Annotated in this window: 9 protein-coding genes; 1 reads left to right on the forward strand and 8 read right to left on the reverse strand. The window is 46.3% G+C overall.

Annotated elements, in window-relative coordinates:
- Positions 1-604: 604 nt before the first annotated feature.
- Complete coding sequence (locus QNO02_RS26965) at positions 605-1,978, forward strand: molybdopterin-dependent oxidoreductase (RefSeq protein WP_289390455.1); 1,374 nt, start codon at positions 605-607, stop codon at positions 1,976-1,978.
- Between the two features lie 129 nt (positions 1,979-2,107).
- Here QNO02_RS26965 and ligA read toward each other — a convergent pair whose 3' ends face one another.
- From ligA to galU, 8 genes are all read right to left on the reverse strand, one after another.
- Positions 2,108-4,123 (reverse strand): NAD-dependent DNA ligase LigA, encoded by a 2,016-nt coding sequence (gene ligA, locus QNO02_RS26970; protein WP_289390457.1) that lies wholly within the window; start codon positions 4,121-4,123, stop codon positions 2,108-2,110.
- Positions 4,124-4,335: 212 nt separating this feature from the next.
- Entirely contained in the window at positions 4,336-6,690 is a 2,355-nt protein-coding gene (gene pcrA / locus QNO02_RS26975) for a DNA helicase PcrA (protein ID WP_289390459.1), read from the reverse strand.
- Between the two features lie 456 nt (positions 6,691-7,146).
- Positions 7,147-7,842 (reverse strand): heptaprenylglyceryl phosphate synthase, encoded by a 696-nt coding sequence (pcrB, locus tag QNO02_RS26980; protein ID WP_091036470.1) that lies wholly within the window; start codon positions 7,840-7,842, stop codon positions 7,147-7,149.
- 115 nt (positions 7,843-7,957) lie between these two features.
- Positions 7,958-8,833, reverse strand: coding sequence for a phosphatidylinositol-specific phospholipase C/glycerophosphodiester phosphodiesterase family protein (locus QNO02_RS26985; RefSeq protein WP_091036467.1), 876 nt, complete (start codon positions 8,831-8,833; stop codon positions 7,958-7,960).
- A 134-nt stretch (positions 8,834-8,967) separates the two neighbouring features.
- A complete protein-coding gene (gene rfbD / locus QNO02_RS26990; RefSeq protein ID WP_091036465.1) occupies positions 8,968-9,849 on the reverse strand; it encodes a dTDP-4-dehydrorhamnose reductase in 882 nt (293 codons plus the stop codon).
- Complete coding sequence (gene rfbB / locus QNO02_RS26995) at positions 9,846-10,871, reverse strand: dTDP-glucose 4,6-dehydratase (RefSeq protein WP_289390460.1); 1,026 nt, start codon at positions 10,869-10,871, stop codon at positions 9,846-9,848. Before rfbB ends, rfbD begins: the two co-directional genes overlap by 4 nt.
- A gap of 54 nt (positions 10,872-10,925) precedes the next feature.
- Positions 10,926-11,474 (reverse strand): dTDP-4-dehydrorhamnose 3,5-epimerase, encoded by a 549-nt coding sequence (gene rfbC, locus QNO02_RS27000; RefSeq protein WP_091036460.1) that lies wholly within the window; start codon positions 11,472-11,474, stop codon positions 10,926-10,928.
- A 181-nt stretch (positions 11,475-11,655) separates the two neighbouring features.
- Positions 11,656-12,534, reverse strand: a complete 879-nt coding sequence (galU, locus tag QNO02_RS27005) for a UTP--glucose-1-phosphate uridylyltransferase GalU (RefSeq protein WP_289390461.1) — start codon at positions 12,532-12,534, stop codon at positions 11,656-11,658.
- Between the last annotated feature and the right edge of the window lie 255 nt (positions 12,535-12,789).

A 12,789-nucleotide genomic window follows, 5' to 3' on the forward strand; every position in this document is an offset into this window, starting at 1 on the left:
TGATGTTTATCAAGCAGACAGGAATCTTATCATATCATGTTAACTAACTTACTGTCAACACTTTGTTTTCGTCACCTTTCAAATGATTATGACAATCATTCGTTTGAAGCGACAAGAAATAATATATCATGTAGCGATTTATTTAGCAAGCATTTTTAATCTACCATTTGATATTATATAAATCTTCAACAACGCTATCTTGCCTTCAGCCTATATGCGGCACATTAACACAATATCTGAAACAAAAATGGAACCCTATTAAAGGCTACTTTATATCCAAGAAACATGTCCTTTCTATACTATTGATTTCTAAAACCATACGTAATAAGGATCTAGATGAAAGACAGCTAGAGTGCCCGATTGGGATAATGAGCCCTGCCCTCCTGTTGGTTTGAAGAAAGTGATCCAAAAACTCTATAATAAGGTATATAGATATAGAGATAAGGCTAAGCAATCAAGTGTACTTCTTCATACGTAGTTATGAACAATCGTTAATCGTCTCGTATGAGTACCTTTACACCGATAACGCACTCCATTTGCAGCTGGCTATTACATATTAAAGTTCTGAATAAACTCATTACTAACCTATATGGGGTGATCGCACTTGAAACAATGGTTGAAGAACATGCGCAAAGGTTATGGCAAAAAGTTGGTTTCCATCCATGCTTGGAATGCCTGGATTGTTGTGATCCTTGCTATATCAGGTCTTATGCTGGTAGGCGGCTTTTGGCGAGAGATACTCGGAATCGGTCGTGTCTGGTTAAAATGGCTACATATCATCGTTGGTCTAGCTATGCTGGCACCCGTAGTATATTACTTGATTTTGGCCGGAAAGCACTGGAAACAGCTTCGTAATAGACCTTGGCAAAGGGTGAACACCATCTTTGTTCTTGCGCTGCTGGTAGGCTGGCTACTCTCGGGTATTGTGTTATGGCAGTTCAAGCTAGCTGGACCTCGATGGTCGAATGCTGCACTTTTGATCCATGACCTGCTGACTTGGGTGGGCTTACCTTATATTATCTATCACTCCATCACTCGGACCAAATGGTTAAAGGACCCTGCACGTCGTGCGGTTAAAACTACTACAACTTCAACAAAAACTCAAAATATTGCTGATCCATCTGATTCAATATCGGATGAAAAAGAAACTCCGGCTGCTATATCTTCTTCACAGTTTGATCGCAGTTCCGAGAGAGATCCCCTCAAATCTGAGGAGCGACCTCAACCGTTGTATACACGACGAGCTTTCATCCGTTCTGCTGTGGGGGTTGGTCTCGCCGTGACTCTTGGACCTACTTTTATATCCTGGGTAGGACGAAATCTCAAGATCGATAATAGTATTGATAGCATGCTGGAGAACGATCCTAACCGTATGGTTCCTCTGCCACAACCGCTGTCTGCCTCTTCACCTCCCATTGGAGGCGGAGCTGAAGGTCATTTCCGCGTATATACGGTTACGCCCATACCGTCCTTCTCCAATGCTAACTGGTCTTTTCGAATTGATGGGTTGGTTGAACGGGCACAGGTATGGAACTGGGAACAATTCGTGAAGCTCGCTCGTACCGTACAGGTTAGTGATTTCCACTGTGTAACGGGCTGGTCTGTATATAAGAATACCTGGGAAGGCATTTCTCTTGCACAGCTTTTGAAACAAGCCGGGGTCAAACCGGAAGCTCATAGTGTGAAGTTTTATTCCGGTGATGGTGTATATACAGATGCGATTACGATGGATCAAGCACAAATGGAAGATATTATGGTCGCTGTCATGCATGATGGCAAACCCATCCCGGCTGATCTTGGCGGTCCGGTACGGCTCGTCATTCCTCAGATGTATGCCTATAAATCAGTAAAATGGTTAAATCGCATTGAACTCATCGACAGCGAACATATCGGTTACTGGGAAGAGCGAGGGTATGATAAGGATGCATGGCTTACAGGCGCATCTCAACGTATCCCTAACAATTTAAGTGGATCATGATAAGATAAGATTGATGAGCGTTCATTCGTTGTATCAAATAATTCAATAAACAGCAAAAGCCCCCGATCACATATTCGTGTCTTCGGGGGCTTTATTATATGAGCTCTTCTGTTAATTCATCCTTTAACCCTAGGGATTCAAAAGACGTACAAGTTCGTCCTCATCCTCAATCGTTGGAATACCGAGATCATGGGCTTTGGTTAGTTTACTACCTGCCTTCTCTCCGGCAATAACCAGATCTGTCTTTTTCGACACACTGCCAGTCACCTTCGCTCCGAGCGCTTCCAGTCTTTGCGTCGCCTCTTCCCGCGTCAATTGGTGCAGCGTTCCGGTCAAGACGACCGTTTTACCACTGAAAAAGGAATCTTCCACAACAGCAACGGCTGGCGCCTCAGGTGCCTGAGCTTTCACACCCAAGTTGAGCATCTTCTCAATTGCAGCCTGTGTAAACGGATCTGCAAAGAAAGTTACGATGCTCTCCGCCACAATACCACCGACGTCAGGTAGTTCAACCAATTCTTCTACCGTTGCATTCATAATGGCGTGCAGATCTCGGTAATGATCAGCCAGCATGCGCGTTGTAGATTTACCTGTGTTCGGAATACCCAGTGAGTATAAGAAGGAAGCCAAGTCTCTATCTTTACTAAGCTCAAGCGCAGCGATAAGGTTGTTCGCTTTCTTTTCCCCAAACCGCTCCAGCTTCACCAGATCATCAAACTGTAACGTATACAGGTCAGCAGGCTCACGTACATTCAATTCATCATACAACTGAATCGCCGTTTTCTCACTGAACGTCTCGATGTCCATGGCATCACGGGAAGCAAAATGGGAAATACGTGCTACCGTTTGCGGTTTACATGCCAGTCTGTTGTTACAGAACAGATGCGCTCCGCGTTGCTCCAGTGGGAATCCACATGCAGGACACTGCTCAGGGAAGACGATCTCCTCCCCATCACTCTCCTCCGTCACTTTACCCAGAATTTCAGGAATGACGTCGTTGGAGCGGCGAATAAAGACCCTTGTGCCCAGAGCGAACTTCAGATTTTTACGCTCAATATCGCCGACATTGTTCAGCGTACAGTTCTGTACCGTTACCCCGGCAAGTTCAACTGGTTCTACGCGTGCCAGCGGAGTTACTTTGCCAGTACGACCCACATTCCATACCACAGCATTCAGAACCGTCGTGGTCTCTTCTGCCTCGAATTTATATGCTACCGCCCAGCGAGGGAATTTATCGGTATAACCTAACACCTCACGGGTGCGCATGTCCGTAATTTTAATAACCGCTCCATCGATCAGATAGTCGAGCTTACCCCGGTTTTCCTGAATCGCAGCCAATTGTTCCATGACATCATCAAACTCGTGGAAGTAAGTAATCGACGGATTAACTTTGAAGCGGTTCTCACGCAGGAAGTCCATCATCTGCTGATGATTGGCAAACTGAATGTCATCCGAATAACCTACATTATAAAAATAAGCATTCAGCCGACGCTCAGCCGTCGCTTTCGGATTCAAGTTACGCAGCGCTCCTGCTGCTGCATTCCGCGCATTCTTGAGTGGCTCTGCTGCCGTCTCATTATATCGGTCCAAGACAGACAGATTCATGATGCCTTCACCCTGTACTTCAATTGTACCGCTTGTATAAGGAATTTTGAGCGGAACGGAGCGGATTGTTCTCACCTGTGCCAAAATCCCTTCGCCTACAGTACCGTTACCACGAGTAGAGGCTTGCACCAACTCACCGTTGGTGTACGTCAGGTTCAGCGTCAATCCGTCAAACTTCAACTCAATGACATAACCTGGTTCCGGTAAAGGCGTATCCGGATTTTTACTGTTATAGTCGTTAATCAGTTTCAGTACACGGGTATTCCAGCTGCGCAACTGCTCAATATTCTGCGCTTTGTCCAGACTCCATAATGAGGATAAATGGCGATGTGGGGTAAACCCCTTGAGCAGTTCGCCGCCCACACGCTGTGTTGGAGAATCAGGCAGAACCATGCCGCTTTCCTGTTCCAACGTAACCAGTTCATCGTACAGAAGATCATACTCCTTATCGCTGATCTGTGGCTGATCCATCGTGTAGTACTGATAATTATGCTGGTTCAGCTCGGTAACGAGTTGCTCCATCCGGTGCATCGGGTCCATACAGGGCCATCCCTCCGTTAATTTGATCTATATATGTAGAACGAACACTCCTATTGCACGTGACTCCGATAACAGAATAATTTCCGATCGCTGTTATCCCCGGATTTCTTTTATTCATTTTAAAAGGTAGAAATCCAGGGATAAAGGCGAACGCCTTGCTTCTTCAAGTTATTTCTGTTCTCTCCGTTATCGTGCAAAAGGAAGTTTCGTTCTTATTCCACTTTCGTAATAGGGGCAAAGCCGGCAAGCAAACGTTTAACACCAACCGGAGCCGGGAAGGCAATCTGCAGTTCGGTATCATTACCTGTCCCTTTTACTGCAACAATCGTGCCTGTCCCCCATTTGCCATGCTGCACTTTGTCCCCTGCCTTGAATCCTGCTTCACCATTAGAAGCCACCGGCTTGGAAGCAGATGATGGCGTAGAGTATGTTGGGCGAGAAGTACTCGTGGTCACACGCGAAGTTGGCGTGGATGAGGTAGCAGATGAACCACTCTTGCTTTGGTGATCAAAGAGCTTGGTGCCACCACCAAAGTTACTTCCTCCACTAGAACCTAGCCCACGTCCACCATATGAGCCGCCTCCGCTACTTCCGCGGCGGTAACGATCACGAGCCATGGAAGTGTCTTCCTTCAGCTCATCCGGAATTTCGTCCAGGAAGCGGGAAGGCGGATTCGCTGTGGTACGTCCAAACAAGGTACGCATCTGGGCACACGACAGGAAAAGTTGCTCTTCTGCACGAGTAATCCCCACATAAGCAAGTCGGCGTTCTTCCTCCAACTCTTCATTATCCATAAAGGCTCGGCTGTGAGGGAAGACGCCTTCCTCCATACCCACGATAAAGACCACCGGGAACTCCAGACCTTTGGCGCTGTGCATGGTCATCAGGGTAACAGCATCGCTCTGGTCCTCTTCATCATCGTTCATGCTATCGATGTCAGCAATCAATGCAAGATCAGTGAGGAACGATACGAGCGTTTTTTCTTCATTATTTTTCTCAAATTCCATCGTTACCGACAGGAACTCTTCAATGTTCTCCAGCCGTGCACGGGATTCGAGTGTGTTTTCATTTTGCATCTCAAGACGGTATTGGCTCATCTCAAGAATCTTCTCGGTTAATTCAGTTACAGACAGATATTCTACCATCTGATGCAACGCAGCGATCATGTCATAGAACTCCACGAGCGCATTACGCGTACGGCCAGCAAAACCAAGATCATCCACGACCTGCAGTACTCGGAAAATGGAAATTCCACGCTCTCCTGCCGCAGCCGCAAGCTTCGCTACCGTTGTATCACCGATGCTACGCTTCGGTACATTAATGATCCGAGTGAGACTGATATCATCGTCGGGGTTAGATAACAGGCGCAGATACGCCAGAATGTCCTTGATCTCTTTACGATCATAGAACTTGATGCCGCCGACAATCTGATACGGAATATCAGACTTGATCAAAATTTCCTCTATAACCCGGGACTGGGCGTTAGTACGGTACAAAATGGCATGGTTCTGATAGGATTTGCCGTTCTTCACATTTTTACTAATCTCAGAGGTAACAAAATACCCCTCATCATGTTCGGAATCCGCACGGTATACCTTGATCTTCGAACCACCCTCTTTGTCCGTCCACAGTTTCTTCGGTTTACGCCCTGTATTCAGGCCGATCACTTCATTCGCTGCATTCAGGATATTGGAAGTTGAACGATAGTTCTGCTCCAGCAAAATCGTGTTTGCTTCTGGATAGTCTTTCTCAAAGTTCAGGATATTGCTGATATCCGCCCCGCGCCAGCGATAGATCGATTGGTCACTATCCCCTACAACGCAGATGCGGTGGTGGCTGTCAGCGAGCATGCGGCACAGCATGTACTGTGCACGGTTCGTATCCTGATACTCGTCCACGTGAATGTACTGGAATTTCTTTTGGTAAAAGTCGAGGACTTCAGGTACTTCCTTGAACAGTTGAATAGTCTGCATAATGAGATCATCAAAATCAAGTGAGTTGTTGGCTCTTAACCGTTTCTGGTACATCTTATATATCTTCGCTACAATACCTTCGAAATAGTCTCCTGCCTGCTTCTCATATTGCTCCGGACTGATCAGTTCATTCTTGGCCGTGCTCATCATCGATTGAACTGCTTTGGGCTCGAATTTCTTGGTATCGATATTCTGGTCTTTCATACAGCTGCGAATTACAGATAATTGGTCCGATGAATCCAAAATACTGAAGTTGGAGGTAAAGCCAATACGTTCAATATCACGACGCAGAATTCGCACACACATGGAGTGGAACGTGGATACCCAAATGTCGCGGCCCTGAGATCCACCTACGAGTTGGGATACCCGGTCTTGCATCTCACGAGCGGCTTTGTTCGTAAATGTAATCGCTAAAATGCCCCACGGGGGTGCTTTCCGTGTTGCAATAAGGTAGGCAATCCGGTGTGTCAGCACCCGGGTCTTGCCTGAGCCTGCTCCGGCCATAATCAGCAGCGGGCCATCCGTCGCCTCGACGGCTTGCCGTTGAGGGGTGTTAAGCCGTGCAACGGCATCATGTATATTTACAGGTTGCATGCATGCATGCTCCTTTCGTTGGTTGGTTGGTCGGTATAAGTGAGCTATCGGTTACACTTGGACTTCGACTGCAGCAGCATCTTCCGATCGTCGTTATCCCCAGATTTTTTGATTCCCTTTATTAAAGGGAAAATCCGGTGATAAATACGAACACTGCGTTTCTTCAGATTGCTTCTGCACTCTTCGTTTCCGTGTAAACATAGTCCCTGTATACGAATTGTTGGTACCAGATAAAGATCCGGTAATAAAGGCGAACGCTCCGCTTCTCCAGCTTATTTCTGTCCTCTACGTTCTCGTGTAAAATTTAGTTTAGCTTATATTTAAGGGTAGTGAAATCACAAGAGAGAACACTGCGTTCACGTGTAAACGACTCATATAACTGCTTTAATTAGTAAGGGCAAAGTTCTATTTTAACAGATCATAAGGGGAAAATGGGGGAATGGTAAACTAAACCGATTAAATGGTACCTTTTACAGCCAAGACCGTCTCAAGTGCCTTATTCAAATCGCTGTACACAATGTTGCCTACCACGATGGTATCTGCCACCTGGGCAGCTTGCGTGGCTTTCTCCGGATCATCAATTCCGCCGCCGTAGATGAGGTGTGCCCGCTCCAATTGTCTGTGTGTCTCACCAACAAGTTCCATATCTCCGAACGTTCCGCTGTACTCCATATATACAATGGGAAGATTGAGCAGACGCTCCGCAGCCTGGGCATATGCCACCGCAGCTCCTGTCGTCAGATCCGTATCTGCACCAGTCAACCGCGCTACCGTGGAGTTTGCATTAAGCACAATATAACCCTCGGCAATCAGCAGATCCCAAGGGATAAGATAACCATAACGCTCTATGGCTTGCTGGTGGTGCCCAATCATCCATTTGCTGTCCGTTGCATTCAGGACCATTGGGATCAGATATCCATCAAAGCCGGGAACAACAGCCTCCAGATCAGATACTTCAAGCACACATGGCAACTCATAACGACGCACACGGGACATCAGGTCTACCGTATTATCATAAGTAATTCCGGAAGATCCGCCGACGATAATCGCATCGGTCCCCGACATGCAGACCAGATCGAGTTCTTCGTCCGTAATCTCCCTGTCCGGGTCAAGCTTAAACACATGTCTCCACTGCTTAATCATTTCTATCAACGAACATTCCTCCAGAGGTTCTTCTGCATCCTAGAAAGCTTGTAAACTAAGTCTAAGTCAGCAGACAGTGAGTGTCAATGTTCGTATAAAAAGGGGAACAGAAAAACATTAATTTTTACGGTTTCCAGGCAAAACGTGTATTCATCTCATCCAACTCCTGCTCCGTCAGCACGTCCGAGTACACCCCGTACACGCCCCATTTCTCATAGTTAGCCACCTGTTCAGTGTCATTGATAGTATGCACGTAGGTGACTGAGCCTGCACTATTCAGCTTGGCGACAAAATTCTGGTTTACTTTATATTCCGGCATAGTCACAGCATCAATATCATTTTTTTGCACAAAATCAACAACCTGAGCTTCTGTATCCTGTGTGGCATATAACGTATAGATAATGGAAGGGAATGCATAGACTTCTTTCACAGTTTCAAGCATCGGTTCGTTATAGATCTGTACAACCACCCGGTCCAGCACGGATGGATCATGTTCTTTGGCTGCATCCACGAGGGATCTTAACACCTGCTGTATATCCTCATCCTTCTGTTCCTTGGTGTCGGTTACGATATACATATCCGGGTACTGAGCCAGTACATCTATAATGCCATCGGCATCCATGGGTTGGTACATGCCCAAGATTGGCGTATCCATGAATTCATCATGTGTCAACGCTCCGGCCTGTTTTTCCTCGGGAAGCTCTTGGTCCTGTCCTAGCATTTTACTCATATTAGCGGTCCACTCATGTCTGGCTACGGCTTTGCGATCCGATGTCAGCATAAAGTCGATCTCAAAAACACGTGTGCCTTTCTCGTAATTGGCAATCATCGCTTCATAGGCGTTTGTATATGGTTGATCACGAATACTGCCCATGGCGTGGGCGATTAATCTATAAGCGGTAAATCCGTCCCGTTGTTCCTCACTCTCACTTTCATAGGCGAAAAAGAGTGTGCCCACGGTAACGATCAGTAGTATTAACACGGCGGCAATGCGTTTCATATAGCATTCACATCCTCAGTACCTTTTTGATAGCTAACTACCCGAATTGATGAGGTATAAAACAAAATAGCCGCCCGAGGCGGCTGTTAAATGGTGGATAGACTGTGGGAATAAAGTAAGGTCCATCGACATGCTCAGTCCTTTTGTAGTACACTCAACTCTTTCAAAAATGCAATCAGCGCCTCACGCCAAGGTCTCAGAGGTTCCAAACCGTTCGTTCGAATCGCCAGATGATCCATCACCGAGTATGCAGGACGAGGGGCTGGCCGCGGAAACTGATCGGTTGTGCATGGCGTAAGTTCGGCTGTCGGCTCGAACCCACTCTGTTTACCGGCTTCCTCTCTTATTGCCTGTGCAAACTCGTACCATGTGCAAGTTCCTGAATTGGAGGCATGATAGATGCCATACTTTTCACTCGTAGAAAGGGTATGAATGAATCGGGCAAGATCCACCGTATAGGTAGGCGAACCTTGTTGGTCATGAACAACTTGCAATTGTGGACGTTTCGCCATAAGTTCCAGCATGGTTTTGACAAAATTACTGCCATACACGCCAAACACCCATGATGTTCGGATGATAAACCATTGCGTGCACAAACTTTGAACCAGCCGTTCCCCAGCAAGCTTCGACTTGCCATAAACACTCTGCGGATTCGTTACATCGTATTCTCGATATGGTGTACTACCACTCCCATCAAATACATAATCCGTACTGATATATACCAGCTTTGCTTTCACACTCTCGGCGGCAACCGCAATATTTCTAGTACCTGATGCATTGATTTCGTATGCTGTATCCTCATCTACCTCAGCCTGATCGACCGCTGTGTAAGCAGCGCAGTGAATTATGATGTGGGGTCGGAAGGTCTTAATCATATCTGTGCACTGCTGTTGATCGGTAATATCCATCTGGTTTTTGTCACAGGCCAATACCTGATGACCCTCTGCTTCGAAGGTCTTCACTACATCATAACCCAGCTGTCCCGCCGCGCCAGTCACCATAACTCTATAGTTCATTTGGACGAATCACCCATCCGCTTGCCATACTGAAGCTGAACATAGTCCTGATACGTGCCTGATTGAATTCTCGTCCACCAATCTTGATGTTTCAGATACCATTGGATCGTCTCCTTGATCCCTGTCTCAAAATTGTGTGCAGGTTGCCAGCCGAGCTCTGTACGTATCTTGGTAGGATCTATACCGTAACGTCGGTCATGACCCAACCGATCCTGTACATATTGAATCAAACTCGCTGGCTTACCCAGTTGCTCCAATACGCTCTCCACAATGTATATATTAGTACGTTCATTACTACCTCCAATGTTGTATACCTCTCCAGATTGTCCATTATGAATCACCAAATCAATCGCGCTGCAGTGATCCTCGACATAAAGCCAGTCGCGAATATTGAGCCCGTCACCATATACTGGAATGGCTTCATCATTTAATGCACGGGATATAATCAGCGGAATCAGTTTCTCCGGGAACTGAAAAGGTCCGTAGTTATTAGAGCAACGTGTAATATTTACAGGAAGTCCAAACGTTTCATGATAGGCTCTTACGAGCAGATCCCCGCCAGCTTTACTTGCAGAGTAAGGACTGTTAGGCATCAGAGGGGTTTCTTCAGTAAATAAACCTGTTGCACCTAGTGATCCATATACCTCATCTGTCGATACCTGAACAAATTTGGTGACTTGATATTTCTTTGCCGCATCCAATAGAACCTGAGTACCCATCACATTGGTACGCACAAAGATATCCGGGGACAGAATACTTCGATCCACATGAGACTCGGCAGCGAAATTCACAACCACATCAATGCCTTGGGAAAAAACATCTTCCATCTGCTGTACATCTGCAATATCTGCTTTGATGAAGGTATATTGGGGATTGGACTCTACTGTATGCAAGTTCTCCAAGTTCCCCGCATATGTTAATGCATCCACATTGATAATCTCATAACTCGGATGTTCACGAAGCATATATAATACAAAGTTGCTGCCGATAAATCCGGCCCCACCCGTAACCAGTAGTTTCATGCTGTCTCTCTCCCTCTGCCTCCAGATACAGAAGTATCTGAAAAGTCTGATTAATTAGTCGAAGTTCAGTTCAGCATCTTTCAGCAAAGGATGCTTCTGATCCTTCTCCGATAATATAGGTTTCGTCACAGGCCAATCAATGGCGAGCGCAGGATCGTTCCACAGAATTCCACGGTCATGTTCAGGCGAATAATAGGCGTCTACCTTATAAGTTACCTGGGAATGAGGCACCAAGGTGCAGAAACCATGAGCAAATCCTTGAGGAACAAGCAGTTGCCGCTGGTTGTACTCACTTAGAATGACACTTTTCCATTGGCCAAAGGTAGGGGATGACGTGCGGACATCCACAATCACATCATATATAGCCCCTGATATAACCCTCACCAATTTAGTCTGTGCTTTGGGCTGGAGCTGGTAATGAAGCCCACGGAGAACACCCGCTTCAGCCGATAAGGATTGATTGTCCTGAATAAAGACGTGCTGTATTCCCTGTTCATGCAGAACCTGCTCATTATAACTCTCCATAAAATATCCACGGTGATCACCATAAACCTTGGGTTCCAAGATGGCAGCGCCATCCATAAACAGCGGAAGTACCTTCATGACATCCCTCCGTTTTGCTGTTAACATCATTTCTTCATATTGACTATGTATATGTAAAGTGTCGGGTAAGTGTTTGTTCATTGGCCTGTATAACCCTCATATTTACTCTTCCATAAAATAAATTAAAGTCCAGCCGCGATATCATTCTTCGGCTGGACTTCAAGGGCATGCGGAAAACCATTTATTGATCCTTTACGACCTGTTCCAAATACTTTAAGAGATCTGTCCGTAGATCCGGGCGCTGCAACGCGTAGTGAATCGATGTCTCAATAAAGCCCAACTTCTCACCAACATCATGGCGTAGTCCGTCAAAATGATATGCGAGAATCTGCCGCTGTTCATTCAATCGGGACAAGGCATCCGTGAGCTGAATTTCGCCCCCAACGCCGGCCGATTGTTGACCTAGTATCTCAAAGATATCCGGTGTAAGAATGTAACGTCCCATAATAGCAAGGTTCGAAGGGGAATCTTCGGTCTTTGGTTTCTCAATTAAGCGGCGCGCGCGAAAGACACGATCATCGGTAGGGGTTAGCAACTCTCCATCCACAATCCCGTAGCGGGATACCTCGCTCCAATCAACAGGCTGTACACCAACAATCGGAGATTGCAGTTCATCGTAGACATCGATCATCTGCTTCAGGCAGGGATGTTCCGCTTCCACAATGTCATCACCTAACAGGACGGCAAAAGACTCGTTGCCGATAAACTTGCGGGCGCACCAGATGGCGTGACCAAGTCCCTTCGGTTCCTTTTGACGGATATAATGGATATCTGCCATCTCGGAGGGTTTGCGTACTTCGTTAAGCAAGTCCCACTTCTGTTTGTCCGCGAGATTCTGCTCCAGCTCAAAAGAATAGTCGAAGTGATCTTCAATGGCCCGCTTCCCTTTACCCGTCACAATAATGATATCTTCAATGCCTGAAGCTACGGCTTCTTCAATAATATACTGGATCGTTGGCTTGTCCACGATGGGCAGCATTTCCTTAGGCATCGCCTTGGTAGCAGGCAGAAACCGGGTACCCAGCCCTGCAGCTGGAATAATCGCTTTGCGAATACGCACACGAACCCACTCCTTTTGTTAAACAAGTTGAACTAAAGCATATTTACACTTACCACTCCGATGACAGAACAACCTTCCGATCGCTGTTATCCCCAGATTTTTTAATTCACTTTTACAAAGGTGAAAATCTGGTGATAGCGTATGCTTCCGATGCAGCTTTCTTTCAGAAAGCTTTTAGGCGAATGCTCCGCTTCTCCAGCTTTTTTCTGTCCTCTACGTTTCTCTTGTAAATGATTAGTCCAACTTGTATAGATT

The sequence above is a fragment of the Paenibacillus sp. PK1-4R genome (assembly GCF_030369595.1).
In the GTDB taxonomy this organism is placed as follows: domain Bacteria; phylum Bacillota; class Bacilli; order Paenibacillales; family Paenibacillaceae; genus Paenibacillus.

Excerpts from the sequence above, each read along its gene's own strand:
- ligA (WP_289390457.1), bottom strand. The coding sequence starts at position 4,123 with ATGGACCCGATGCACCGGATGGAGCAACTCGTTACCGAGCTGAACCAG.
- pcrA (WP_289390459.1), bottom strand. The coding sequence starts at position 6,690 with ATGCAACCTGTAAATATACATGATGCCGTTGCACGGCTTAACACCCCT.
- QNO02_RS26985 (WP_091036467.1), bottom strand. The coding sequence starts at position 8,833 with ATGAAACGCATTGCCGCCGTGTTAATACTACTGATCGTTACCGTGGGC.
- rfbD (WP_091036465.1), bottom strand. The coding sequence starts at position 9,849 with ATGAACTATAGAGTTATGGTGACTGGCGCGGCGGGACAGCTGGGTTAT.
- rfbB (WP_289390460.1), bottom strand. The coding sequence starts at position 10,871 with ATGAAACTACTGGTTACGGGTGGGGCCGGATTTATCGGCAGCAACTTT.
- rfbC (WP_091036460.1), bottom strand. The coding sequence starts at position 11,474 with ATGAAGGTACTTCCGCTGTTTATGGATGGCGCTGCCATCTTGGAACCC.